Annotated in this window: 22 protein-coding genes; 9 read left to right on the top strand and 13 right to left on the bottom strand. The window is 60.9% G+C overall.

The window, feature by feature from the left end:
* Positions 1-203 precede the first annotated feature (203 nt).
* The 5 genes from AXG89_RS13150 to AXG89_RS13130 form a co-directional block, all read right to left on the bottom strand.
* On the bottom strand, positions 204-1,664 hold the full coding sequence (locus AXG89_RS13150; protein ID WP_062169899.1) for an MmgE/PrpD family protein: 1,461 nt from the start codon (positions 1,662-1,664) through the stop codon (positions 204-206).
* A gap of 46 nt (positions 1,665-1,710) precedes the next feature.
* Positions 1,711-3,075, bottom strand: a complete 1,365-nt coding sequence (locus AXG89_RS13145) for a short-chain fatty acid transporter (RefSeq protein ID WP_062169898.1) — start codon at positions 3,073-3,075, stop codon at positions 1,711-1,713.
* Positions 3,076-3,135: 60 nt separating this feature from the next.
* On the bottom strand, positions 3,136-4,032 hold the full coding sequence (locus tag AXG89_RS13140; protein ID WP_236873337.1) for an amidohydrolase family protein: 897 nt from the start codon (positions 4,030-4,032) through the stop codon (positions 3,136-3,138).
* Positions 4,033-4,093: 61 nt separating this feature from the next.
* The gene (locus AXG89_RS13135; protein ID WP_062169896.1) at positions 4,094-5,311 is read right to left on the bottom strand and encodes a CaiB/BaiF CoA transferase family protein; all 1,218 of its coding nucleotides are present in this window, start codon (positions 5,309-5,311) and stop codon (positions 4,094-4,096) included.
* Positions 5,312-5,348: 37 nt separating this feature from the next.
* Entirely contained in the window at positions 5,349-6,221 is an 873-nt protein-coding gene (locus AXG89_RS13130) for an HpcH/HpaI aldolase/citrate lyase family protein (RefSeq protein ID WP_062169895.1), read from the bottom strand.
* A gap of 104 nt (positions 6,222-6,325) precedes the next feature.
* Here AXG89_RS13130 and AXG89_RS13125 point away from each other — a divergent pair, with 104 nt between their 5' ends.
* The 4 genes from AXG89_RS13125 to AXG89_RS13110 all read left to right on the top strand — a co-directional run bounded on the left by AXG89_RS13125 (position 6,326) and on the right by AXG89_RS13110 (position 10,653).
* A complete protein-coding gene (locus AXG89_RS13125) occupies positions 6,326-7,207 on the top strand; it encodes a LysR family transcriptional regulator (RefSeq protein ID WP_061999321.1) in 882 nt (293 codons plus the stop codon).
* A gap of 120 nt (positions 7,208-7,327) precedes the next feature.
* A complete protein-coding gene (locus AXG89_RS13120; RefSeq protein WP_062169894.1) occupies positions 7,328-7,921 on the top strand; it encodes a chemotaxis protein CheB in 594 nt (197 codons plus the stop codon).
* Positions 7,922-8,204: 283 nt separating this feature from the next.
* On the top strand, positions 8,205-9,317 hold the full coding sequence (locus AXG89_RS13115; protein WP_062170591.1) for an FUSC family protein: 1,113 nt from the start codon (positions 8,205-8,207) through the stop codon (positions 9,315-9,317).
* A 322-nt stretch (positions 9,318-9,639) separates the two neighbouring features.
* Complete coding sequence (locus AXG89_RS13110) at positions 9,640-10,653, top strand: esterase (RefSeq protein ID WP_062169893.1); 1,014 nt, start codon at positions 9,640-9,642, stop codon at positions 10,651-10,653.
* A 318-nt stretch (positions 10,654-10,971) separates the two neighbouring features.
* Here AXG89_RS13110 and leuD (AXG89_RS13105) read toward each other — a convergent pair whose 3' ends face one another.
* Positions 10,972-11,544 carry a 3-isopropylmalate dehydratase small subunit gene (gene leuD, locus AXG89_RS13105; RefSeq protein ID WP_335671960.1) on the bottom strand — a complete coding sequence of 191 codons (573 nt, stop codon included), beginning with the start codon at positions 11,542-11,544 and terminating at the stop codon, positions 10,972-10,974.
* A 7-nt stretch (positions 11,545-11,551) separates the two neighbouring features.
* On the bottom strand, positions 11,552-12,991 hold the full coding sequence (leuC, locus tag AXG89_RS13100) for a 3-isopropylmalate dehydratase large subunit (RefSeq protein ID WP_062169892.1): 1,440 nt from the start codon (positions 12,989-12,991) through the stop codon (positions 11,552-11,554).
* A gap of 221 nt (positions 12,992-13,212) precedes the next feature.
* Here leuC (AXG89_RS13100) and AXG89_RS13095 point away from each other — a divergent pair, with 221 nt between their 5' ends.
* Entirely contained in the window at positions 13,213-14,427 is a 1,215-nt protein-coding gene (locus tag AXG89_RS13095; protein ID WP_062169891.1) for an MFS transporter, read from the top strand.
* A gap of 6 nt (positions 14,428-14,433) precedes the next feature.
* Here the strand turns inward: AXG89_RS13095 and AXG89_RS13090 are convergent, their stop codons facing one another.
* Entirely contained in the window at positions 14,434-15,171 is a 738-nt protein-coding gene (locus AXG89_RS13090) for an IclR family transcriptional regulator (protein ID WP_061999314.1), read from the bottom strand.
* Between the two features lie 185 nt (positions 15,172-15,356).
* Between AXG89_RS13090 and AXG89_RS13085 the strand changes: the two genes are divergently transcribed.
* Genes AXG89_RS13085 through AXG89_RS13070 form a run of 4 tightly spaced genes read left to right on the top strand, consistent with a single transcriptional unit; the run spans position 15,357 to position 18,893 of the window.
* Entirely contained in the window at positions 15,357-16,613 is a 1,257-nt protein-coding gene (locus tag AXG89_RS13085; RefSeq protein ID WP_062169890.1) for a CaiB/BaiF CoA transferase family protein, read from the top strand.
* Between the two features lie 25 nt (positions 16,614-16,638).
* Complete coding sequence (locus tag AXG89_RS13080) at positions 16,639-17,721, top strand: TauD/TfdA family dioxygenase (RefSeq protein WP_061999312.1); 1,083 nt, start codon at positions 16,639-16,641, stop codon at positions 17,719-17,721.
* Positions 17,722-17,737: 16 nt separating this feature from the next.
* The gene (locus AXG89_RS13075; protein WP_062000835.1) at positions 17,738-18,595 is read left to right on the top strand and encodes an HpcH/HpaI aldolase/citrate lyase family protein; all 858 of its coding nucleotides are present in this window, start codon (positions 17,738-17,740) and stop codon (positions 18,593-18,595) included.
* Positions 18,596-18,617: 22 nt separating this feature from the next.
* Positions 18,618-18,893: an isocitrate lyase/PEP mutase family protein gene (locus tag AXG89_RS13070; RefSeq protein WP_062169889.1), complete on the top strand. Its 276-nt coding sequence runs from the start codon at positions 18,618-18,620 to the stop codon at positions 18,891-18,893.
* An 85-nt stretch (positions 18,894-18,978) separates the two neighbouring features.
* Here AXG89_RS13070 and AXG89_RS13065 read toward each other — a convergent pair whose 3' ends face one another.
* From AXG89_RS13065 to AXG89_RS13045, 5 genes are all read right to left on the bottom strand, one after another.
* Entirely contained in the window at positions 18,979-19,851 is an 873-nt protein-coding gene (locus AXG89_RS13065; protein WP_172811926.1) for an isocitrate lyase/PEP mutase family protein, read from the bottom strand.
* Between the two features lie 49 nt (positions 19,852-19,900).
* Entirely contained in the window at positions 19,901-21,295 is a 1,395-nt protein-coding gene (locus AXG89_RS13060) for an MFS transporter (protein ID WP_062169888.1), read from the bottom strand.
* Between the two features lie 24 nt (positions 21,296-21,319).
* Positions 21,320-21,931 carry a 3-isopropylmalate dehydratase small subunit gene (gene leuD / locus AXG89_RS13055; RefSeq protein WP_062169887.1) on the bottom strand — a complete coding sequence of 204 codons (612 nt, stop codon included), beginning with the start codon at positions 21,929-21,931 and terminating at the stop codon, positions 21,320-21,322.
* Complete coding sequence (gene leuC / locus AXG89_RS13050; protein ID WP_062169886.1) at positions 21,928-23,322, bottom strand: 3-isopropylmalate dehydratase large subunit; 1,395 nt, start codon at positions 23,320-23,322, stop codon at positions 21,928-21,930. The genes leuD (AXG89_RS13055) and leuC (AXG89_RS13050) overlap by 4 nt, the downstream gene beginning before the upstream one ends.
* 89 nt (positions 23,323-23,411) lie before the next feature.
* Positions 23,412-24,131, bottom strand: a complete 720-nt coding sequence (locus tag AXG89_RS13045; RefSeq protein ID WP_062169885.1) for a GntR family transcriptional regulator — start codon at positions 24,129-24,131, stop codon at positions 23,412-23,414.
* Between the last annotated feature and the right edge of the window lie 30 nt (positions 24,132-24,161).

Here is a 24,161-nt window from a genome sequence, read left to right as displayed (position 1 = left end):
GGAAGGCTTGAAGTCTCTTCAGGCGAGTTTGGTGACCGCGAGCGTCTGAATTGCGTCGTCGGCCTTCCTCGCCGTGCCGCCGGTTCTGCTCAACCATGCGTCCGGTACGAGGGAGCGACGCCCAAACCAATGCTGTCTTTCGGCGCATGCTGTTGCGGCCAGGTCGCGCCAGTGTCGCGCGCGCCTGAAGGTCGTTCATGGATTTAAAGCACCGCAAACGGCGTGAACAATTGCGAGATATTCCCCTGCTTCTCAAGGGTCCAGAACATTTGCAGTGCCTCTTGAGTGCGCGCGTCGCCAATCCGCGATGCCACGTTTTTGCGAAACTTCAATTCAAAGTCGTGCCGCTGCATCGGTCGCGTGGCGAAGCCGGGAATATCATCGACGCGTCGCGTGAAAGTGCGTCCATCGTCGCAAGTCGCTGTCACGATCGTCGCGTAGTACTTCGGGTACAGCTTCGTCAGAACCGGATCTTCCACGACCTTGATCTTCTGCATGAACGCGCGGATAGCCGGATCGTGCAGCGCTTTGTCGCTAAAGCTCGCGTGGCTGATGTCGCCATCGAACATGGCTCTTGCAGTCACGTACGGGAGACTGTGATCGGCGGTCTCGCTGGTGTCGGGCGTCCATTTTTGAGGGTCCATACCCGCTGAGAAGTAACCTTCATGGGAGGTCCGGATCTCGACATTCGTCACACGCGACAGATTCCCGACCTGCTTCGCCACGTCTATGCCTGCCGCAATGGCTGTCTGCGTGAGCGCCTGTGACGGGTAGAACTTGACCGAGCAATCGTTGATGCGAAAAGGGCGGCCCCTGCCGCCAAAAGTACTCGTGTCGATGGTGAACGGCCCGGACACCTGCTTGAAGAATCCGGCATCGCCCTCGAAGATGGGAGCGGGTCCAGTCAGGCCTTCCCGCGCCAGTGCGGCGGAGAATACGCCGTTGCGCGCGGCGTCGGCATCGGCGAGCCCCTTCCAGTTCGACATGGTCTGCACCCGCGTCTGGTTCAGCGCGAGATGGCCGTTGATTGCAAGGCTGACTGCCTGCGCGAGCTGCGCTGCCGAAAGCTTCATCAGCTTGCCTACCCCGAGCGCCGCGGCGGGCAGGCTGTAGATCGGATGGTCCCAGCCGCGCGAACTGAGCGATGCCGCGTCCATCAAGCGGCAATCGATTTCGTACGCTATTACGATCGCGAGGATCAGGTCGCGTCCATTTGCGTGTTCCGCCTCTGCCTGAGCGAGACAGGCCGACACGTTGTCGCTCGGATGGCCGATCTCCTTGCCCGCATAGACATCGTTCAGGTCGTAGTAGCGAATCGCGGCTCCGTTGGCGAAGGTCGCAAGATCCGGCGAGGTGCGACGCGACGTGCCGAGTACAGTCGACCCCGCAGCATCGCCCGCACCGGCGAGGGCGACCTTGCGCGCGATTGTCACCGGCCCTTCGCCTAGCGCCGCAACGCCGCATCCGAGCGCGTCGGCGAGGTGTGTCCTGACAGCTTCGATGGTCTGTTCATCGAGGTCCTCGTAGCGCAGTGCTGCCGTGTAAGCAGCGAGCTGCTCTGCAATCGAGGTGGCGGCCGGCGCACCAGCGGCAAACGACGATTGCAGCGCGGTGCCGCTGACCGCAAGCGCGCCAAGCGATTTGATGAAATGACGGCGATGCATGCATCGTCTCCTGTTATTTGTTATGACCGCACAGTGCGGTGTTGCACTACACCAGCAGCAGTAACGCAGCGCCGTACACCAGTGCGCCCACCACAAACGTCACCGCGGTATAGCCGAGCACACGCTGCACGCCGATGCCGGCCATCGCGACCACCGGCGCAGCCCAGAATGGCTGCAACATGTTCGACACTTGTTCGCCCATGGCGACGGCCATTGTTGTTGCCGGCACCGACGCATGCAGCGCGATGGCTGCAGGCACGACGAACGGTCCTTGCACAGCCCAGTGACCGCCGCCGCTTGGAATGAAGAACGTGACGATCAACGAGCACACGTAGCTCCAGAACGGCAGCGTGTGTGCATTCGAAATCGCGATGAAGAAATGCGAAATTACATCGGGCAATCCGGTCGCGTCCATCATTCCCATGATCCCGCCGTAAAGCGGGTACTGGAGCATCATGGAGCCAGTCTGCTTTGCAGCGTTCTTGACAGCATCGGCGTACGCGAGCGGATACCCATGCAGGATCACGCCGCCTATGAACATGACGAAGATCACGCCATTCACGCCTGAAAACGGCAGGTTCTCGATGCGCGCCAACACGAAAAACGCGATGCCCGCCACACCGATGAATGCGCTGCCGATCCAGGAATATTCGATCCAGCGCGCGAAGCTGAGCGGGCCGGCCGGTCGCTCCCGCTTCGGCGCGTCAGGATGCTTCGTCATGTCGAGCACCACCGAATCCTCGGCGGATGGCTTGAGCCACGCAAACACAAATGGCATTGCGACGAGCATGATGATCGTCGGCACGAGGTTGAAGCGCGTGAACACGGTGCTGCTCAACGGCAGCACTTGTCCGGTCAGCTTCTGCACGACGTTCATCGAACTGCCGGCCGTGGACTGCGCGAGCGCGATCGAGCCTGACATGCCCGTTGCCCAAACGACCCAGCCCGAAAAACCCGCCGCAACGATCCATGCAAAGTCGACACGCATGCGCTTCGCGACTTCGCGCGCCAGCAATGCGCTGATGACGAGCCCCAGGCCCCAGTTGCAGAACGATGCGACCGCGACGAGCAAAAACGTAAGCGCCGCCGCCTGGACCGGCGTGCGCGCGACCGAGACCAGCGCCTTGAACATGCGCTGAACGAGCGGCGCGTGCGCAAACGCGTGTCCTGTCACGAGCACCAGCGTGATCTGGAACGCGAACGTCAGGATGTCGAAGAAGCCCTTGTACCAACCCCCGATCAGGTGCGAGGCCGACGCACGCGGCCCGAATGCCGCCGACAATACCGCGACCGCGGCGGTAATCAGGATCGCGAGGACAAACGGGTCGGGGATGATCCGTTCGAAAAGCCTGACCGTCGCTTCGGTGAAACGCGTCTTGCGCTCGATGGGTGTTGCGGCAGCAGGTTTCATCGTTTTATCTCTTGATTTTTTGTAGGTCGCGCGTTCTTTGGGCGCTGGGAAATGGAAGACTCAGGCTTTTGATACCGGATCCTCTTGATTCGGAAAGTCATACAGCGCGGCTGCGTTGTCCACCAGGATGCGGTCGCTGACCGCAGTATCCTCGGTCCATGTATCGAGCAGATCGAGCAGTCGCGTGTCATCGGGCTTGTGTGACTCTGTCACGTGCGGCCAGTCGCTGCCCCAGACGACGCGATCGGGCAGCGCGCCAATCCATGCACGTGCGACCGGTGCAGTATCGGCATAGTCATCGGCGAGCCCCACGCAAGAGTCGAGATACGGTCCGGAGAGCTTGACCCAGACGCGACCCGATTCGGCCAGATCACGCACGATATTGAACGCGGGATGTGAAGCACCGTCGGGTAATGGCAGACGCGCGAGATGATCGAACACGATTGCCGATGGCAGGCGTGCAAGCATCGCCCGGTGCTCGACGATCTGCGCAGCGGTCCAGTGCAGTTGCACGTGCCAGCCGAGTTCCGCGATGCGTTGCGCGAGTGGCTCGACCATATCGAAGCGGACGGCGGCATTGGCCGGGGTGTAAAGCGTGAAACGGATACCCCGAACGCCGCCATTGTGAAGTTGTTCGAGTTGTGCGTCCGTCACTTCGGGCGTCAGCACGCCGACACCGCGCGTTCGTTCGCGGCCAAGCGCCTGGATTGCATCCAGCGTGACGCGGTTGTCGGAGCCATAATTGCGCGGCGTTACGACTACGGTGCGGGTCGTGCCGGTCTGCCGCTGTACCTCGAGATACTCCGCAGCGCTCGCGCGATCCGGGAAGTTCGCCTGGCTTGCGCCATCCGCGAGGAAGCGGCGGTCGTACACGTGCATGTGCGAATCGCACGCGCCTGCAGGGGCTCGGCGCCCGGCGGGTTGCGCGTTATCTTTACGCGACTGCGAATTCATCATCGTCTCCGTTTTATATGTCGGGCGTGCTGCCCTGTCACTCACACCGCGCTGCACTCTCTCCCTACAGCACCGCGCGTCTCGCACGCAGCGCCGCGATTTCGTCATCGCTCAGACCTGCGTCGCGCAGCACCGCATCCGAATGCTGGCCGAATGCAGGAGCGGCTTGCGGCGTGTGCGCTGTCGCGTCTCCTGCTTTATCGCCGAAACGGATCGGATGCTGAAAGCCGCGGTAACGTCCGACGCCGGGATAGTCGTAGGTGGCCACCATGTCCTCCGCAAGCACCTGCGGATCGTCGAACATGTCTTCGATGGTGCGCGCGGCCGAGCACGGCACCGCGTCGCCGAACAGCGCTTCCCATTCCAGTGCGCTACGCGCTGCCAGCGCCTGGTGCAATTTCGGTACGATTTCATCACGATGCATCGCGCGCTTGCGCACCGAGTCGTAGCGTTCGTTTTCTGCAAGTGCGCTGAGCCCGGTTTTCTCACACAGTGCCTGCCAGAAGTGTGGCGTGTTCGCCGAGATATACAGGTAGCCTTCGCGAGTCGGATGGATGCCTGTGATGCCGCCCGAACGCATATCGCGGCCAACGTCTCTCGGTTCGCTGTCGGCCCAGATCATCCGCGCTGATTGCATCGTGAGCGCGCTGCGCAGCAGCGATACACCAACGTACTGTCCCTCGCCGGTACGCTCGCGCTCGAAAAGCGCGGAAGACACGCCCGCCGCGACGAGCGCCGCAGCGTAGTAGTCAACCACCGAGCCGTACAGGATTTCAGGCGGCCCTTCGCTCGGGCCTTGCAGTGCGCACATTCCGCTCATCGTTTGCAGGACCTGGTCATAGCCGGCCTTGTCCTTCTTCGGGCCGGTCTCGCCATAGCCGGTGACCGCGCAATAGATCAGCCGCGGATTCACCTGGCGAAGCTGTTCGAATGCAATGCCGAGACGCGGCGGTACGTTGGGGCGGAAGTTGTGCACGAGCACATCGGCGGTTTTGACGAGTTGCATCAGCACGTTGAGTGCCTCTGCTTGCTTCAGGTCAAGGACCAGACCGCGCTTGCCACGGTTCACACCCAGGAAGGCGCGACTTTCGGCTTCGAGGGTGGACGGATATTTGCGCAGATTGTCGCCGGCAGGCGGTTCGATCTTGACGACATCGGCACCCTGGTCCGCGAGCAGTGTGCATCCGTACGGACCTGCAATGTAAGCGCTCAAGTCGAGCACGCGAATTCCCGATAGCGGGCCTGTCATGCCGGTCGTGGCTGCGTGAGACGAACGTTCCATGTGTGGCTCCATCGGTTCCCGGTTCGACGTGGCGGATTCAGCGATCATTCAGCAGGCCAAGGCGTTCGGCATCACGGACCAGTGCGCGCGCGCGTTCGAAGAACGGCGGATCGATCATCTTTCCATCCACCACGTACGCACCGACGCCGCGTGCTTCGGCGTCGCGTGCCGCGTCGAGGACGCGCAACGCATGGGCGATCTCCTCGTCGGAAGGACGGAAGATTTCGTTGGCGAGCGCAATCTGGCTTGGATGGATGCAGCTCTTGCCGAGAAAACCCATCGACCGGGCGAGTTGTGCTTCGGCACGGAAACCCTCCTGGTCCTTGATGTCGGCGAACGCGGAATCGTAGGCGAACACACCCGCTTCGCCGGCCGCAATGCGCAAGCCGAACATGGCCTGCTGAATGGCAACTGCTTCGCGACGCGCAATACCGAGCGGCTCGAACAGATCGCCCAAGCCGAGTTGCAAGCCCGCGACGCGCGGGTGCGCAGCGGCGAGCTGGGCGGCGTGGCGTAATCCTTTGGGTGTTTCAATGTTAAGCAGCAGCCGGATCGGTGTGGTCACGCCGTTGGCCCTTTCGGCGCGCTCGAGCACATCGGCGGCAGCGCGCACGTCGTCGGCCGATTCCGCTTTTGGCAGATTGATCAGATCAAGGCCGCGCTGTGCGATGGCATCGATGTCCGCATTGAAATAAGGGGTGTCGAGCGCGTTCACACGCACTATCAGTACCTTATTGGCGGCAGCGACGAGATTGGAGCGTAGCAGTTCGCTCAGCGCAGCCCGTGCTTGCGGCTTGCGTTCGGGCGCAACCGCGTCTTCGAGGTCGAATGAAACTGCATCGGCGGCGCTGGCTAAAGCCTTGCCGAACAACTCGGGTCGCGAGGCTGGCACAAACAGTTTGCTTCTCATGTCTCCGCTCTGATCTATTTGACTTATCACGATCCAGTCTAATTCCTGAATGAATTTAGATAAACTATCCGAACCTATCTTCAAAAGATGCAGAATCTATCTTTATGGACATCGCTTTTCTGGCGAATTTCTTATTGGTTGCCGACAGTGGTTCTATCGCGGAAGCAGCGCGCCGGATTGGGATAACACCGGCTGCGGTGGCCCAGCAGGTCCAGTCGCTGGAACGCGCATTCGGGGCCGAACTACTGGTTCGCTCGGGGCGCACGGTCATGCCTACGGAAGCCGGCTATCGCGTGATCCAGCGCGCGCGCAGCCTGGTGCACGACTTTTCGGAGTTGAAGGCGTTGGCGCTCGAAGACGACGCGGCGGGCGAACTGCGGATCGGCACGATTACAACCGCATTGCTGAGCCTGATGCCGGACGTCCTCTCCGCGTTCGCCAGGTCGTATCCGAACGCGAAGGTTTTGATCCGCGCCGGAACGTCGATGGAACTCTACGAAACGCTTCAGCGTGCCGACGTCGATATCGCCGTCTGTCTTCATCCGGGGTTTTCACTACCGAAAGCTTACGACTGGCACCTGCTGCGAGAAGAGCCGATCGTCGTGCTGGCACCAGCGCGTTTTGCCGCCCACGATCCGCACGGACTGCTTAGAAACGAGCCGTTCATCCGCTATGACCGCTCGCTTGGCGGTGGCAAGCAGGCTGACCGGTATCTGCGTGCGGCGAAGATCATGCCGCGCGAACTGTTCGAATTGAATTCATTGATGGCGATTGCAATGATGGTGGATCGCGGACTCGGCGTGTCGCTCGTGCCGGATATCGTGTCACCCCTGACAGTACATCTGGACATCGCGAAACTTGCACTGCCCGTTCACACCGAGCCGCGTCGATTCGGCGTGCTGTGGAACCGGGCGTCGCCGAGGGCACGTTTGATCAAGGGCTTCCTCGCGTGCGCCGACGCCGTCCTCGGAGCCGAGCGCAAGTAGAAGCACATCCCCGCCCGACGAACTGTTTTTTTCCGATGAGCGCAGCGTCATGGTAATTAACCGGAAAGATGCTCCATGTCCGATTTCAAGACTACCTTTTCGCATCCTCTATGATCTGGAATGAACAAAAATTCTTCGCGGTCTTATGTTGCTATCGGCGGTTCCGGCTCTGAAGGCCTGGACAACCTACGTGAATTGATGGAAATCTGGCCTACAGGGCTGGACGTAACCGTGTTGGCGGTGCTTCATCGCCCGAGCGGTCACGTGAGTTTCCTCGCCGATATCCTTCGCCGTTCCAGCAGCCTTCCCGTGGAGATTGCGAGCAACGGCCAACTAATGGAGCCGGGCGTTTGTTATCTTGGAACACCCGACGCGATTCTGACATTGGGAAGTCAAGGCGAGGCGCAGCTCATTGACGGTCGCAATGACAAATTACGCAATCGGACTGTGGACGAGTTATACAAATCCGTCGCTCTGCATGCCGGCAATCGAAGCGTTGCAATCCTTCTGTCAGGTGCGCTTGACGACGGCTCCCGGGGTACGGAAGCCGTTCACCACGCCGGTGGCCTGACGTTTGTTCTGGAACCAGGCGCCAAACCCAAAGGCATGCAGCAAAACGCGATTGATTTCGACGGTCCGATCAGCTATGTGGGGTCTTTGCCTGACATCGCCGAACTGTTGAGGGTGTTGCTCCCCGCATCGAATGGTGGCTAGACGCGGGTCGGCACAGTTGTCGTCTCCAAGATGTAATCGGCGCTCTCGTGTGAGATCCTGAACACTCGGCCTGCCCATACTTCACAATCCCGTTGATGGACCACAACCCAGTGCGGCGGCAATGACGGTGTGGCGGATGACTCTCATATCGGCTCCTTTCGTGTGATGCCAGCGGTTCGCCGTATCGATGCAGGCAGTGTGAGCTGTGAAAGTGGGGAAAGAATGCGCACGCAAACCAAAGGTTTTTGTGGCGACCTGGACCACTTTCCAGAAAGGGAACGCCATGATTGAAGACGCACATACCACCCGAAATCGGCTCAACGCGGCAGTGTGCTGGCTGGATCGCGTCGACCCGGGTACGCATCGGCGCATCAAGGGGTTGCGGCTCGTGACCGCTTACGGCATTGCGGCGGCGCTCGGGACGCTTCACGACGTTGCGATCGGCTTGCCAGGCAGCGCGTCGCTCGGCTTTCTCGCGGGCAACATTGCGCTCTGGGCAAGCGTGTCCGAAGGCAAGACGACGCGAGCCCAGTCGAGCCGCGATCTAGCACTATTGAGTCTCGCGGCCGCGCTGGGCGCGCTCGTATTCGTGGTCATGTCCCGCCCGTTGGCGCTCGCCGGTCTGGCGGGGCCGGAACTGGTTCTCGTGAGCGGCGCGTTCCTCACCGGATATCTGAAGCGGTTCGGGGTGCTGGGCGCGGGCATCGGGTCGCAGGTTTTTATCGGCGAATTGCTCGCTTATGGCGCACGGCTCACCACTGCGGATCTACGCGCCATAAGCGTGGCGGCATTGATCGCGGCGGTCGCGTCGATTGTGCCGCGCGTGCTGAGCGGGCCCGCCGAGCGCCCCGTTTCCATCGCGGCGCTCTCTGCCGGCCCGGCCTCCGACTCCCATCGATGCTCGCCCGAATTCTGCATGGGGCTTCAGGCGTCGATCGCGGCGTTGGTCATCGTCGGTCTGAACGAATCGATCGGCCTCGTTGAATCGTCGTGGGCAATCACTGCCTGCACGTATGTCGTCGCGGGATCGGCGAGCGGCACAATGCTGCGCGTGCGACGGCGGATCGTCGGCACGCTGATCGGCGTGCCGTTGGGCCTCGCCTGTCTGCCCGTCGCGGAACATGCGCCGCGGCTGATATGGATCGCCGCCGCGCTCGCCATCATCGTCTACGCAATGGCCCTACCGGAGCGCTACGACATTGCGTGCGGCGCATTCGCGTTCACGCTGATCGTGACGCTTGCGGCAAGCGGCGTGCATTCGCTTGCGTTGCTCGTCGCCCGCGCCTGGGAAACGCTGCTCGGCGGCACACTCGGCCTTGCCGCCGCCATGTTCATTTTTCCGCTTAGAGAGCCGTCAGCGGCATCATCGAAAGGAGTCGTTGACGACATCGACTGATACGAAGAATCAGGCCGTAAAAATTGACAGCCTCGTGAATCGATGTGAAGAGATATCGCCGTTACCCGTTCGGTCTGCGTTTCGTCGTTCGAAGCGGCGTGCTCAACAGAACGGGCACAAGCGCAAAGCGCTTTTGGCAGTTCGAGACAATTTCCAGACTTAAGGAACGTGCATGAAACCCAGTGCGATGGCATGAGTCTCTCGGGACTTTGGGCGCTAGTGGTGGTAGTGCTCACGGCCGGCCGGATCTGATTGATGTCAGGGAACGCCCGCCGATGAAGATGGCATTATTTCAATAGCTACCCTGTGGAGGTGTCTGGTCATGAGCGAAGAAACGCAGGTGGATTCATTGCGGCTACTGACAAGCCCGGTCCTAGTCCGCGACATGGGCAGTTTCCATGTGGGCGGAGAAATGTTGAGCCTTCAAGGAATGCCGCTTCGTGAGCGGGTCAGTACCAATCAAGGGGCGATTCACCCGGTCGATCAGAACGGCGAGATCATTGCCGGCCAGATGTACGTCCAGTACGTCAAACTCGAACGTCCGACCAGCAAATGGCCCCTGCTGCTGTGGCATGGAGGCGGCATGAGCGGCGTCAACTGGGAAACGACACCCGACGGCCGCCCCGGCTGGCAGATGTTCTTCCTGCGGGCGGGATTTGACGTTTATGTTTCGGATGCGGTCGAGCGAGGCCGTGCTTCATGGGCGCCCTATCCCGAGGTCTATGACGAAGCGCCGTATTTCCGCACCGCGCGAGAAGCATGGGAAGAGACCTTTCGGTTTGGGCCCGTTGGATCATGGCATCGCGACCCGGGAGCGAGGTACCCACACCCTGGCGTGCGCTTCCCGGTCGAGTTGATGCAAACCTTCATGAACCAGTTCGTTCCCCGCTGGTCGACGAACAACGAGCGCACGCAACGCGCATACGACGCTCTTGTCGGCAAACTCGACGCCAGCATCATTCTCACGCACAGCCAGGGCGGCAATTTCGGGCTGACCGCTGCGCTAAATGCGCCGGAACGAATCAAGGCAGTCATCTCGCTTGAGCCATCGGGCGCCCCTTCTGCCGATCAAAACGATGCTGCCGCGCTCAGGCATGTGCCTCATCTTTTTGTTTGGGGCGACTTTCTCGATCGGCACTCGTTCTGGGTCGACTCGGTGCCGAAAGTGCGTCGCTGGTACGACGCGCTGGCGGCTGCGTGCGCAGATGTCGAATGGATCGATTTGCCCGCGCGCGGCATTACGGGCAATTCTCACGCCCTCATGGCCGACGACAACAGCGATACTATCGCAATGATCGTGCTTGACTGGCTACGCAAGCGTGGTCTGGCAATCTGAGCGAAGGTCGGGGCAGCACGAACGCCGCAATACGGCCCGCCTACGCTCAAGCATTTCGCGGATGCCGAATGGCTTGCGGGGGCAATCGTCGGATCCAACATCAAGACTGTGCACACGCGTTTCGAGATCATTCACTGCATTGAGCGTCAGCACGGGAACATCGTTGCGCGCAGTACGTTACGCGCTTTACAGATCGATACCGCATGCGCCCGAGAGAGAAACATCGAGCAGCACGACAGCGTAATACGCCGTCGCGATGCCCAAGCTCCCAGACTTGCCGTCGCGCACCCATTCGAAACAGCAATCCGCCCTCTCCAATCACCCACCCCAAATCCACGGCCGCTGTACACGATCGTTCTCTTCCCACTGCGCAATGACCGCGGCGCTTTTCATGGTGCGAGAAATTTCATCCAGACCTTCAAGCAGCGCTTCGCGCCGGATCGGTTCAATGTCGAACGGGAAAGCGTGGGAGCCTGAACTCACCATTTGTTTTTCCAGATCGACCTCGACGGCCTGACCCAGCATCGCGATTTCGTTTGCAGGCAGACGAACCGGCAACAGGCCATTCTGAAAGCAATTGTTGTAGAAAATGTCGCCAAAGCTTTCGGCAATCACACAGCGTATGCCGGCAGCCATCAGAGCCCAAACGGCGCCTTCGCGCGACGAACCACAACCGAAGTTTTCTCCGGCGAGCACGATCGGGGCCCCGCGAAACGGGGCCTGGTTCAGCACGCATGCTGGATCTTCACTGCCATCCGGCCGGAAGCGCAGCGCTTCAAATGCATAGGGACCCAGATCCTGCCGGGCGTTCTGCGTGAGACGTTCTATCCGTATCACCGTGTCAGTGTCGATATTCGACCTCAGCAGTGGTGCTGCAACACCGCTAAGCATAGTGAACTTATCCATGACGGTGCCTTCGTGCGTCGGTGATTACGCCGGTGATGGCCGCAGCAGCAGCGCTTTGTGGGCTCACCAGATGCGTGCGCGCGCCCGGGCCCTGACGGCCGATGAAGTTACGGTTGGTCGTTGAAACCGAGCGCGCGCCAGGCGGTACGGTCTCACCATTGGCCGCAACGCACATGCTGCATCCCGGCTCGCGCCATTCGAAGCCAGCGGCAATGAACACGCGGTCGAGACCCTCCGCTTCGGCATCGCGCTTGACTGTCTCGGAACCCGGCACGACCCAGGCATGCACGCCCTTCGCAACCTGCTGTCCGCGAATCACGGCTGCCGCGCTGCGCAGGTCGGACAGCCGCGAATTCGTGCACGAACCGATAAACACCCAGTCCACCGGCGTTCCCTCCAAGCTTTGTCCCGCAGCGAGCCCCATGTAGTCCAGTGCGTCGCGCCAGGCTGCGCGGTGCTTGTCGTCGGGTGCGCAGGCGGGATCGGGCACGGCCCCATCGATAGCCATTACATGCTCGGGACTCGTGCCCCACGTGATCATCGGCTTGATTCCGGTCGTGTCGATGTGCGCTTCACGATCGAAAACTGCGCCTGGATCAGAAGGTAGCGTGCGCCAGTGCGCCACCGCCATGTCGAACATCGACCCACTCGGCGCCCGGTCGCGTCCCTCGAGATACGCGTACGTGGTGTCGTCGGGCGCAATCATCCCGACCTTCGCGCCGAGCTCTATGGAGAGATTGCAAAGCGTAAGGCGCGCTTCGATGTCCAGCGCCCGTACCGTTGAACCAGCGTATTCGACGGCATACCCCGTTCCCGCCTTGGCCCCGAGTTTGCCGATCAAATACAGCACCAGGTCTTTCGCCGTGACGCCGTCCTGCAGCGGACCGTCGAAGGTGACGCGCAGCGTCTTTGGCTTCTGCTGCCATAGCGTCTGCGTGGCAAGGGCGTGCACCAGCTCGGACGCGCCAATGCCAAACGCCAGCGCGCCAAGGGCGCCATTCGTGCATGTATGACTGTCGCCGCAGACCAGCGTGCTGCCCGGCAAGACGATTCCGAGCTCCGGCCCCATCACGTGAACGATGCCATGCCCGATTTCACCGGTATCGAAAAACCGGATGCCTTGCGCGGCCGAACGTCCCTTCAGACCTGCCCACAACTTTGCGCCGCCGGGATACGTTTGACCGGTTCTCCCGGGCGCGCTCGATACGGCGTGATCGGGCGTGGAAAACGAAAGCTCAGGATGCCGAACCGATAAGCCACGCTGCTCCAGCGCCGTCAGTGCGTTATTGCCGGACAGATCGTGCAACAACATCCGGTCGATGTGAAGCAGCGTCCACGCGTTGTCTGTGACCGTGATCGCATGCGCATCCCAGACTTTGTCGAACAGCGTTCTAACTGCGGCGTGCCGGTTAAGGCTTTCAATTTTGTTCATGGACCTTCCTTCATCCGATGCGGGCGCAACGCGCGCCTGAGCATTCTGCTATTGATTTCCGCGCAGGAAAAACGCGGGTAATCCCTGCCTCAAACGTGCTTGCAGCGCGCAGACAGCTCCCATAAACTCCGAATAGACAGTATGTCTGTTTTTAAGACCGACAATCCAGAATCATCACCGGTCGAGAATCCAGAGCTGTCGAAAAATCACATGGAGAAGACATGAGCCTTAGGTACAAGCTGCTGATGCTGACGTGGCTGCTGCAGTTCGTGAACTACCTGGACCGGGTCAGCATCTCGGTAGCCGCACCATCGATGATGAAAGCCTTGCACCTCGACGCCGCCCAGCTTGGCGTGATCTTCGCCGCGTTCGCGCTTGGCTACGCGCTGATGCAACTGCCGGGCGGCATGCTGTCGGACCGCTTCGGCACAAAGGCCCTGCTGGTCGTCGCGCCGCTCCTGTTCTCACTGTTCACGGGATTGACCGGTCTGGTGTCGACCGTGACGGCAATGGTGATGGTGCGCTTCTGCTTTGGATTGTCAGAGGGATCGTGCAATGCAGCGGTCTACAAACTGGTCGCTGACAACTTCAGCTCGAAGGACGCCGCCCGCGCGCACAGTGTGTGGCTGAGCGCGCTCGCAATCGGTCCGGCGGTGGTCGCGCCGGTCGTCGTTTGGCTGCTCGTGCGCGGTCCGTGGCAGCACGTATTTTTCTTCTTCGCGATTCCTGGCGTGATCGTCTCGATTCTGATCTACGCGATGATTCCGCCGCAAGTCGCGGGCGCGAAATCATCGCTGGCGGAACGTGCGGAACGTCGCGCACACTGGAAGACATTCATCAGACTGAAAAGCACGTGGCTGCTGTTTTTCGGATACATGACGTTCAGCATCGGGTATTGGGGCTTCCTCGGCTGGGTGCCGAGCTATCTTTCGGCACAACGGCATATCGATTTGAAGGCGCTCGGCTTCGCGGCATCGATCCCGTACCTGTTCGGTTTTCTTGGACTGATCGTTTTCGGCACGCTGGGGAGCGGCACGCTGCATCGCAAGCGTCCAGTCATGCTTGCGCTTGGCTACACCGGCACCGCGATCGCGCTGTACTTCACTTTCACCGCCGACGACCCCGCAATGTGCATCGCCGGCCTCTCCGCGGCGGCTTTCCTGCTCTACGGCAGCCTTTCGCCGTACGCCGGTCTCGTCGCGCACCTGGCGCCCGAAGGCGCGCGCGGCGGCTATGCCGGCTTCATCAACACGGGCGGACAGATTGGCGGGTTGACGGCGCCCCTGGTGGTAGGCGCGATCGTGAAGACGAGCGGGTCGTACAACGGCGGGTTCATCTTCATGATCGGCGCACTGCTGATCGGCGCCGTGTGCTTTGCATTCCTCCAGACGCAGATGTCGCGACGCGCAGTACCGCTCGTGAACGCGCAAGCCTAGAGAGCATCAGCGCATGACATCGCTTGGCGCGAACGGCGGTTCGAACAGTGCAGGATCACCGCCGAGGGCAGTAGTCAGCTCGGCGCCGGCTCGCATCACGAACGGCAGATAGAGTTTGAATTCCTTCTTGTCGAACCGGTAGCGAGGAATGCCCAGCGATATCGCACATATCAGTTTCTGCCCCACACCGAACACGGGCACTGCAATGGCAGCGCTCTCGGCATCGCGTTCACCAAGGGACACGGCATAGCCCGCGTCACGGACTTTCTTGAGCGTCGCGCCCTTGTCGCCTGCGAAGGCGAGCAGCACTTTGCCGGCGGCGCCCTTTTCGAGCGTGAGACGCTCTCCTTCGCGCACATGCATACGTACGGAGCGTTGCCATTCCAGCCGATAGAGACACAGGCGCACGTCGTCTTCCCTCACGTAGACAGCCGCGGTCTCGCCTGTCTGCTTGACCAGTTCGCGCAGCACCGGCAACGCGTAGTCCTGTAGCCGGAACGAGCCCTGGTAGATCATGCCGAGATGGAACAGCGTGGGGCCGAGCATGTAGCGGCCATCGGCAAGACGCTTGAGGTAGCCGAAGCTTTCCAGCGACTCGCACAAACGAAGGATGGTGCTGTGATAGAGACCCGTTGCCGCCGTGAGATCGGCGAGCGTCATGCCGTCGACGCTTTCTTCGAACGCCTTGAGAATGCTCAGCGCCCTGTTCACGGCTGCTACGCCTGTATCGGCTGGATTTGCCATGTCGTGTTGCCAATGATTTCGTTCGTCAATGTTATGCGGGGTCAGCGTCTCGCGCCCCGCGCGCGGCCTAAAAGTAAAGCAATTCAGGGCACTCCGCAAGGCGCGGCCGTCTGCTTAAATAGACATCATGTCTATTTCTGTGTAACCTGAATTCAGTGCCTCAATGCGCAACGCTCGGGAAACCCATGTCAAAGCTGCACAAGAAGGAATTCTCACACGATGAAAACGGCCCGCTGCAGGGCTTGAGGGTCGTGGACCTGTCGCGCCTCGTGGCTGGCAATATGCTGACTCTGCAGCTTGCCGATTTCGGTGCAGATGTCGTCAAGGTCGAGCCCATTGCCGGCGATACCTTGCGTGCGTTCAAGACTGACGGCTACGAGATATTCTGGAAGACGTATGCGCGCAACAAAAAGAGCGTGTGCGTCGACTTTCGTTGCAAGGAAGCAATCGAACTCATAGCGCGCATGATCGACGATGCCGATGTGCTGGTCGAAAGTTTCCGACCGGGCACGCTGGAGGAAATGGGACTCGCGCCCGCAAGACTCCACGAGCGCAATCCACGGCTCGTCATTGCGCGGATTTCGGGCTGGGGGCAAACCGGCATCTTCCGGAACAAACCTGGTTTCGGCACTTTGGTGGAAGGGTATTCCGGCTTTGCGTCAATGAATGGCTTCGCTGATCGTGAACCGGTGCTGCCGCCCATGTTCCTCGGTGACATGACAACCGGCATCTATGGCGCCAATGCGGTGATGATGGCGCTCTGGCATACGCGGGTGAACGGCGGTTGCGGGCAAGTGCTCGACATCTCTCTCTTCGAACCGACGCTCTCGATTCTCGGGCCGCAGGTTGCAAACTTCAAGCTCAATGGCCGCATCAAGCCGCGCACCGGCAGCCGCTCTGGCACGACGGCGCCGCGCAATACCTACAAGACGGCGGATGGAAAATGGCTCTGCGTTTCGACCTCGACACAGTCGATGGCGCAACGGCTGTTCGCGACCATCGGCAAGCCCGAACTGACCAGCGACGTGCGCTATGCAACCAACGCCGCCCGGGTGGCCCATGTGGAAGAGATCGATCGCATCGTAGGCGGGTTTATCGGCGAGCGGACGCTGAGTGAGAATCGCGCACTGTTCGATGCCGCCGATGTCACCGCCGGCCCCGTTTTCGACGCTGCGGACCTGCTCGAGGACCACTACGTGTGCGAGCGGGAAAGCATCGTGGAAGTCGACGATCACGAAGTCGGCCAGTTGCCGATGCACAACGTCGTCCCGCGTCTATCCGCAACGCCTGGCGGCTTTCGCTTTCCGGCGCCGCTCAAGGGCGAGCATAGCGGTGAAATCCTCGCCCCGCTTCTCGGCGACGCTGCGTATCGGAAACTCGTAACCGACGGTGTGATCGTGGAAACGGACCGCGAGCACGCGGTGATTGCGCCGGTCGCCTGAATCAATTTCCAACTGGAGACAGTGAATGAGTACCATCGAATCAGCAATCGATAGCCCCGCAGTCTGGAAAGGTCCCGACCTCGACTGGACCAAAGAGGGTTTGCATCTGCTCAGCGCCAGCGAGCTTGCCGAGATCGACCATGCGCTGCGCCACCTGCAGGCGCTGGGTAACATCGACTTTCCGGACATCACGCCAGAGACGTTTCCACTGGATGGCGTCGGCCAGTTGATGCGCGACCTGCCGCATTTCCTTGCCAATGGTCGCGGCTTCCTGATGCTGCGGGGACTGCCTCGCGACAAATATTCCGACGACGACATGGCGCAGATCTACGTTGGTCTCGGCTCGTACATCAGCCGCCCGGTCACGCAGTCGTATCTTGGCGATCTGCTCGGGCACGTCATGGATGTCAGCGACTACGAGCCGAAATCACGCGGTTATCGCAAGGGCGGCGGTCAATTGATGCACACGGACTCCTGCGACATCATTGGCCTGATGTGCTTGCGCACGGCGATTTCCGGCGGCGAAAGCCGCATTTCGAGTGCCGTTGCCGTGCACAATCACATGCTTGAACACCGGCCGGATCTGCTCGAGGTGCTGCGCGATGGACTGTTCCTCAAGCGTACCGACGAAGACGGCCGCCGTGCCACGCGCACGTTCAGCGAATTCAAGGTGCCGTTCTTTACAGGCGAAGGCCCACAGACCATCTGTTATTTGCCGACGGGATATGCGCGCCTCGCCGAGAAAAGCGGTGAACGTCCGTACTCGGCGCTTGAATCGGAGGCGCTGTATCAGGTACGGAAGATTTCGGCATCGCCGGAGTTCTATCTCGACATGGGCTTTCGCGATGGCGACATCCAGTTCCTCAATAACCGCGTGATGGTGCATGGCCGCACCGACTATCAGGACGCAAAGGCGCTCGAGGACCGGCGGCATCTGATGCGCCTGTGGCTCACCGCGGCTTCATGGCCTGCAATGCCTGACTCGCAGGTCTTCCACAAGGCAGAGGACTTGCGCTTGTGGTCGCAATATCGCAAGCCGTTCAGCGAAATGCCCTCGCACCATAACCGCTTGCTGCTCGAAGGCAATGCGGGCCGGATGGTCGACTGACGTGAGCCATCCGCCCATGAGAAGCAAGCTCTTCGTACCGGGCGCGCGCCCCGAATTGTTCCAGAAAGCCTTTGCCAGCAGTGCCGACGCAATCTCGATCGATCTGGAGGACGCGGTTCCGGAGACGATGAAAGCACATGCACGTGGTGACGTAGCCCGCTTCGTTCGCGATCTCGATCGCGATCATGGGAAGGTGATTCTCATCCGAATCAATCCGCTAGGTTCTATGCATTTCGACGCCGATCTCGACGCGCTCGTTGGCCTCGATTTCGATATCGTCAATCTGCCGAAGGCCGAGTCGGCGAACGATATCGCCACGCTTGCCGGCGCAATCGGCGAACTGGAAAAACAGCGCGCTCATCGCCGGCCGTTGAAGATCCTGGCGAACGTCGAGTCGCCTCGCGGCTTGCGTTTCGCCGCCGACATTGCTTTGGCGAGTCCGCGTGTCATGGGCTTGCAAATCGGGTATGGCGATCTTTTCGAGCCGCTGGACATCGGGCGCAAGCACGCGGGCGCGCTCGAACACGTGCAACTTGCAGTGCGGTTCGCGGCGGGCGAAGCCGGTATTGCCGCCTTTGACGGCGCATTTCCGGATATCGCCGATCAAACAGGCTTCCGCGAAGAAGCCATGCGCGCAAAAGCCCTCGGCTTTCGCGGCAAGAGCTGCATTCATCCAACGCAGATCGCGGCAGCCAACGAGGCATTCATGCCAAGCGGGACCGAAATCGCTTTTTCGCGCAAGGTAGTGGAGGCGTGGCGGAAAGCCGGCGCGCTGGGTCGAGGCGCGATCGTTGTCGATGGCATCATGATCGATGCCCCTTACGCCGCGAAAGCGGAAGCCGTTTTGCTGCAAGCACAACGCCTGGCGGTCTGAAATCACCCTGAAGGAGATGCGCATGTCGGACCCCGTTGCCTCTTCACGCTCGAAGCGCCTGCGTCAGTTGCTCGACAGCGGTCAATTGACCGTCGCACCCGGCGTTTATGATGGCCTGACCGCACGACTCGCCGAGCAAGCGGGTTTCTCAGCCCTCTACATGACCGGCGCGGGTACGTCAGCGTCGTTCGGCCTGCCGGACTACGGCCTCCTGACGATGACCGAGATGGTCGCCAATGCAGCACGCATCGTCGCATGCACGACGCTGCCGCTCATCGCAGATGCCGACACCGGCTAGGCCAGCGCCGAATTCCGGCGATCCATTCGGCGCTGGATGACAGGCGACTCCATCCCTTTCATCGCCGTGTTCTCTTCAATTTCAATCACTCGGCATGGGCCTTGTCGAAGTCCCAGACCGCCTGAAAGCCCATCAGTTCGCACATGGCTTTGAACGGCATCATGTTGGCCTCCGCGCCGGTGGTTCCCTTGAGCGCTTTTATTTCGCCATATACATTTTCGAGCGCGCGAGCGACGCTCAAGAATCCCGCCGACGGATAAATCGCAATCGAAAAGCCGAGTTCCTGCAACTCCGCCGGCGTCAGTTGCGGTGTCCTGCCGCCCTCCACCACGTTCACCAGCAAGGGCATATCGAACGACTTGCCGATCGTTTCGAGTTCCTCCACAGTCTCCGGCGACTCGATGAATACGACGTCCGCACCTGCTTTTGCGTAGGCTTCGCCACGGCGCAATGCTTCATCCAGGCCAAGCGTTGTCCGTGCATCTGTTCTCGCGATGATCTGGAAGTCCTTGTCCTCCCGCGCGTCGCTCGCGACCTGGATCTTCTTCACCATGTCGGCTATCGGAATCACGCGGCGCCCAGGCGTGTGCCCGCATTTCTTTGGAAACTCCTGGTCCTCTATCTGGATGCCGGCCGCGCCTGCGCGTTCGTAGCCACGAATCGTATGCGCCATGTTGAGCAGTCCGCCGTAGCCGGTATCCGCGTCGCAGACAAGCGGGGTCGTGGCAGCCGCGCAAAACGCCGTGACGCGATTGATCATGTCGGTGTATGTGGCAATCCCTGCGTCCGGCTCGCCAAGATAAGACGCAACCGTACCGAAGCCTGTCATGTACAGGCAGTCGAAGTTCATCGTGTCCGCGAGACGCACCGAGATCATGTCGAAGATGCCGGGCGCAACAACGATCTCGCCGGAATTGAGTCGTGCTTTCAGCGCTTTTCTACGGGAATTAGCGGTCATGTCGATTACCTTCTGAAATGAGTGAACAGAAAAAGATTAGCGAAACCAGTCAATGAACCGGCTCGCTGGGAATGTCCGTGGCTGGGCGATGCAACGACGGATCGCCCGGGACCACCGCGATTTCTTCGAGCGAGCGGCGGTTAGTCTCGACACCGAAGACGGCCAGTACGGCGACCATCAGGACCAATGCGCCGATAATGACCGACAGCACGTCCTTGATGCCGCCAGTGGCATACATGAGTACGACGATCTGCGGAGCGACGATGCCCGACAAGCGGCCGGCCGATCCGGCGATGCCATTGCCGCGCATCCGGTTCTCGGTGGCGAACAGCTCAGGAATGTATGTCGCGACGCCAAGCGCGACCATCAGGTAAGTCATCGTGAAGAGCAGAAAGCCGAGCAGCGTCGCCATTTCCACGCTGGTGGAATTGCCGTACAGCCACCCAACGATGGCGGCAAGGATTCCAACGCCGATGAGTCCGTTCTTGCGGCCGACGCGGTCCGCTATCAGCACACCCACAAGCGCGCCCGCCGGTCCGCCCAGCGCCATCAGCGACGAGTAGCCAAGAGACGACGCCATGCCGTGTCCCTGCTTGATCAGAAAGGTGGGCACCCACACGATAAAACCGTAGATCACCACGTTGATCGCGATCTGGATCACCACCGCGAGCAGCGTCCGGCGCAACAACGGCGGCCGGAACAGACTGCCAAGCGACGTTGCCTTGATCGGAGCAGCCGCCGGTTCCACGATCGCGGGTAACGCGCGTCCTTGCGCAGTCTCCGCCTCGATGCCCGCCAGGATGGCTTCAGCTTCCTCGAAGCGTCCCTTGGATTCGAGCCAGCGCGGCGACTCCGGCATTTTCTTGCGCAGCACCCAGACACCGAGCGCGCCGACGCCGACAATTGCGAACATCGCCCGCCAGCCGATCGTAGGAATGATCAGATAGCCTATATAGGTCGAGAAAAACAGCGCGGAGTTCGTAATCAACGACAGATACGCCGACCACTTTCCCCGCACCGCCGGCGGAATGAATTCGCCTATCGAGCCATAGCCGACAACGATCTCCGCCCCCAATCCGAGCCCCATGAAAAAGCGGCAGGCGATCAGCCAGTTCATGCTTGGCGCAAGCGATCCCGCGATGGATGCAATACCGAAGATCGCCAGGTTGAACTGATAGGTGAACTTCCGGCCGTAGGCGTCGCCCAGAAGTCCGGCCGTAAACGCGCCGATCAACATGCCGATGAAGGTCGACGACAGGAATGCCGCGTTCAACGTCATGCTCGACCAGCCGCTGCGCGACAGCGCACCAAGCACCCCGCCGGCGAGGTAGATATCGAAGGAATCGAGGAACATGCCACCGCCGATCAGCCACAAGATTCGCCGGTGAAACGATGAAGTCGGTAACCGGTCCAGTCTTGCGCCTGCATGTACCGTGCTCAGCATATTCGGACTCCGATGTAATGAATGTTATTGCTGAATGTAGACCCATGGACACCGCACCTTGCCGGCTTGCTGAAACGCAAGAATGCGCGCGTCGTGCCGGAGCGTCTGGTCGATCTCGTCAAGCCCTTCGAGCAGCGCGTCACGGTGGTGGCCAGGAAAATCGAAAGCGACAGGCGGCACACCGGGCGCGCTGACCGTGCGGCTGTGAAGGTCCACGCAGAGCGGGTCGCCGCGCCCGGCTGCCGCAGCAAGCAGCTCGATTTGCGCCGCGCTCATGCGTATTGCCAACAGGCCGTTCTGAATGCAGTTTGCATAAAAGATGTCGCCGAAACTCTGCGCGATCACGCAGCGGATGCCGAACTCTTCCAGCGCCCAGACCGCCATTTCGCGTGAGCTGCCGCAACCGAAATTGCTGCCGGAAAGGAGGATTTTCGCGCCTCGGAACGGTGGCTGGTTGAGGATGAACGATGGGTTTTCGCTTCCATCGGCGTGATAACGCATCATCTCGAACGCCCACGCCTTGAACTGCCCGCGCTGCAATTGCGCAATGCGTTCGACACGCACGATCATGTCGGTATCGATGTTGTCGCGCAAAAGCGGCGCGGCAATGCCTTCACACACGGTGAATGCTTTCATGCGGCACGCTCCACGCCGGGCATGGCGATCTTCCCTGCTATGGCGCTCGCGGCCGCCACGCTTGGGCTGGCCAGATGCGTCAGTGCACCCGGCCCCTGCCGTCCCACGAAATTGCGATTCGATGTCGATACACATCGCTCTCCCGGGCCGACCAGATCGCCGTTCGCGCCAACGCACATCGAGCAGCCCGGTTCGCGCCACTCGAAGCCGGCAGCAATAAAAATCTGGTCGAGCCCTTCGCGTTCGGCGTGACGCTTGACGTCGATCGAGCCGGGTACGACCCATGCCTTCACATGGCGAGCCACGTGCAAGCCCTTAACCACGCCCGCGGCGTTGCGCAAGTCGCTGAGCCGGCTGTTCGTACACGAGCCAATGAAGACACGGTCGATCCGCGTGTCGTCGAGCCGTTGTCCCGCCTTGAGCTGCATGTAGGACAGGGCCTTTTCAAGCGCCTCGCGCCGTCTGGGGTCGGGTTCATCCAGGGGATCGGGAACCCGCGCATCGATGGCCATCACGTGTTCGGGACTCGTGCCCCATGTCACTTGCGGGCGGATCTGCGTGGCGTCGACCGTGATTTCCTTATCAAAAACCGCATCGGTATCGCTTGCAAGCAGACGCCATTGCGAAATGGCCTGGTCAAGCGCCTCTCCCTTCGGCGCATAGTCGCGTCCTTCGATGTAAGCGAACGTGGTCCCGTCGGGCGCAATCATGCCGACCTTCGCGCCAAGCTCGATCGACAGGTTGCACAGTGTCAGACGCGCCTCCACGCGCAGCGCCTCGATTGCCGGTCCCGCGTACTCGACTGCATATCCCGTTGCCGCCGAGGTTCCAAGCACCCCGATCAGATACAGGATCATGTCCTTGGCTTCGACGCCCGGCCGCGTCTCTCCTTCGAAGCGCACCCGCATGGTGGCAGGACGTGTCTGGCGGATGGTCTGCGTCGCGAGTACATGAACCTGCTCGGTCGAGCCTATGCCGAACGCGATCGCACCGAGCGCGCCATGTGTGCACGTATGACTGTCGGCGCAAACGAGCAGCAGCCCCGGCAAGGTCAGTCCGAGTTCCGGACCGATCACGTGAACGATTCCCTGGCGGCCATCGTCGATATCGAAGCGCTCTATGCCAAGCCGGGTGGTCTGTTCCCGCAGCGTACTGATCGCAGTCGTGCTCCATTCGGCATCGCCCGCCGCGCGCCCTGGACGCGTGGAGATCACATGATCGACCGTGGCAAACGTCAGCTCGGGATTATGGACAGCGGCGCCACGCTGCTCGAGCTGGCGGATCGCAGCGACGCTCGTCAGCTCATGCATCAGGTGCCGGTCCACATGCAGCAGGCTGACGCCGCCGGGCAAGTCAGCAATCACATGCGCGTCCCAGATCTTGTCGAACATGGTTCTTGCCACGACTCGTCTCCCTGGCGTTTTGTCCCAATGACGGCTCGAGCCGTTTGTGCGCTGGTGTAGCGCTACATCGTGCAGCGCTACTTCGGCGGCTTGAGCGCCGGCAGCTTGACCAGCGCATCTGCCGAATGCCACAGGTGCTGCCGCATGGCTTTGCTTGCGGCATCCGGGTCGCCGGCCAGGATCCCCGCGGCAATCGCCTCGTGTTCGGCCAACGAGTTGCGCACGATCGCATCCACGCCGATGCGCTGGCGCAACTGGATCATGAAAACGGGCAATTGGTACCTGTCGATCAGTTCGCTTAACTGAGGGTTGTTGCACATGTCCACGATGATCCGATGAAACTGGCGGTTATCGACCACGAACGCCTGGAAGTCCGGGTGCGTGAAATGCCGCCGTCCGCGCTCCAGCACCTCGGTGAAGCGGGCGCGGTTATCGCCCTCGTCGATGACTTCGGCGGCACGCCGCGCGGCAAAACCTTCGAGCGCTTCTCGCACCTGGTACAGGTTCGCGATTTCATCGACGGACAAGTGACGGACCACCGCGCCGCGATTCGGAATCAGATCGACAAGGCCATCGGCGACAAGCCGCCTGAACGCTTCACGCAATGAACCCCGGCTGATCCCGAGTTCCTCGATCAGGTCGCGTGAAATCAGCCGCTGCCCGGGGACAAGGCGCCCTTCCAGGATTTGCTGTTTAAGCAGATCCGCTGTCCTGTCGACCGTTTCCCCGGTGCGAAGCAAGGGTTCGATCGCGGCTTGGGGCGCGTCGTCGAGCTGGTCAATGGATTCGTAGTTCATGGATCGATATGGCGGCCTTTTCGGCCTGCA

The sequence above is a fragment of the Burkholderia sp. PAMC 26561 genome, from assembly GCF_001557535.2.
Classification (GTDB): domain Bacteria; phylum Pseudomonadota; class Gammaproteobacteria; order Burkholderiales; family Burkholderiaceae; genus Caballeronia.
Note: the sequence above shows the minus strand (reverse complement) of the source record. Positions and strands in the feature narration are given on the sequence as shown.

Excerpts from the sequence above, each read along its gene's own strand:
- leuD (WP_335671960.1), bottom strand. The coding sequence starts at position 11,544 with ATGCTTAGCGGTGTTGCAGCACCACTGCTGAGGTCGAATATCGACACT.
- AXG89_RS13060 (WP_062169888.1), bottom strand. The coding sequence starts at position 21,295 with ATGCTGAGCACGGTACATGCAGGCGCAAGACTGGACCGGTTACCGACT.
- AXG89_RS13145 (WP_062169898.1), bottom strand. The coding sequence starts at position 3,075 with ATGAAACCTGCTGCCGCAACACCCATCGAGCGCAAGACGCGTTTCACC.
- AXG89_RS13090 (WP_061999314.1), bottom strand. The coding sequence starts at position 15,171 with ATGGCAAATCCAGCCGATACAGGCGTAGCAGCCGTGAACAGGGCGCTG.
- leuC (WP_062169892.1), bottom strand. The coding sequence starts at position 12,991 with ATGAACAAAATTGAAAGCCTTAACCGGCACGCCGCAGTTAGAACGCTG.
- AXG89_RS13120 (WP_062169894.1), top strand. The coding sequence starts at position 7,328 with ATGAACAAAAATTCTTCGCGGTCTTATGTTGCTATCGGCGGTTCCGGC.
- leuD (WP_062169887.1), bottom strand. The coding sequence starts at position 21,931 with ATGAAAGCATTCACCGTGTGTGAAGGCATTGCCGCGCCGCTTTTGCGC.
- AXG89_RS13070 (WP_062169889.1), top strand. The coding sequence starts at position 18,618 with ATGTCGGACCCCGTTGCCTCTTCACGCTCGAAGCGCCTGCGTCAGTTG.
- AXG89_RS13085 (WP_062169890.1), top strand. The coding sequence starts at position 15,357 with ATGTCAAAGCTGCACAAGAAGGAATTCTCACACGATGAAAACGGCCCG.
- AXG89_RS13150 (WP_062169899.1), bottom strand. The coding sequence starts at position 1,664 with ATGCATCGCCGTCATTTCATCAAATCGCTTGGCGCGCTTGCGGTCAGC.
- AXG89_RS13130 (WP_062169895.1), bottom strand. The coding sequence starts at position 6,221 with ATGAGAAGCAAACTGTTTGTGCCAGCCTCGCGACCCGAGTTGTTCGGC.
- AXG89_RS13125 (WP_061999321.1), top strand. The coding sequence starts at position 6,326 with ATGGACATCGCTTTTCTGGCGAATTTCTTATTGGTTGCCGACAGTGGT.
- AXG89_RS13115 (WP_062170591.1), top strand. The coding sequence starts at position 8,205 with ATGATTGAAGACGCACATACCACCCGAAATCGGCTCAACGCGGCAGTG.
- AXG89_RS13095 (WP_062169891.1), top strand. The coding sequence starts at position 13,213 with ATGAGCCTTAGGTACAAGCTGCTGATGCTGACGTGGCTGCTGCAGTTC.
- AXG89_RS13110 (WP_062169893.1), top strand. The coding sequence starts at position 9,640 with ATGAGCGAAGAAACGCAGGTGGATTCATTGCGGCTACTGACAAGCCCG.
- AXG89_RS13045 (WP_062169885.1), bottom strand. The coding sequence starts at position 24,131 with ATGAACTACGAATCCATTGACCAGCTCGACGACGCGCCCCAAGCCGCG.
- AXG89_RS13075 (WP_062000835.1), top strand. The coding sequence starts at position 17,738 with ATGAGAAGCAAGCTCTTCGTACCGGGCGCGCGCCCCGAATTGTTCCAG.
- AXG89_RS13135 (WP_062169896.1), bottom strand. The coding sequence starts at position 5,311 with ATGGAACGTTCGTCTCACGCAGCCACGACCGGCATGACAGGCCCGCTA.
- AXG89_RS13065 (WP_172811926.1), bottom strand. The coding sequence starts at position 19,851 with ATGACCGCTAATTCCCGTAGAAAAGCGCTGAAAGCACGACTCAATTCC.
- AXG89_RS13080 (WP_061999312.1), top strand. The coding sequence starts at position 16,639 with ATGAGTACCATCGAATCAGCAATCGATAGCCCCGCAGTCTGGAAAGGT.
- AXG89_RS13140 (WP_236873337.1), bottom strand. The coding sequence starts at position 4,032 with ATGATGAATTCGCAGTCGCGTAAAGATAACGCGCAACCCGCCGGGCGC.
- leuC (WP_062169886.1), bottom strand. The coding sequence starts at position 23,322 with ATGTTCGACAAGATCTGGGACGCGCATGTGATTGCTGACTTGCCCGGC.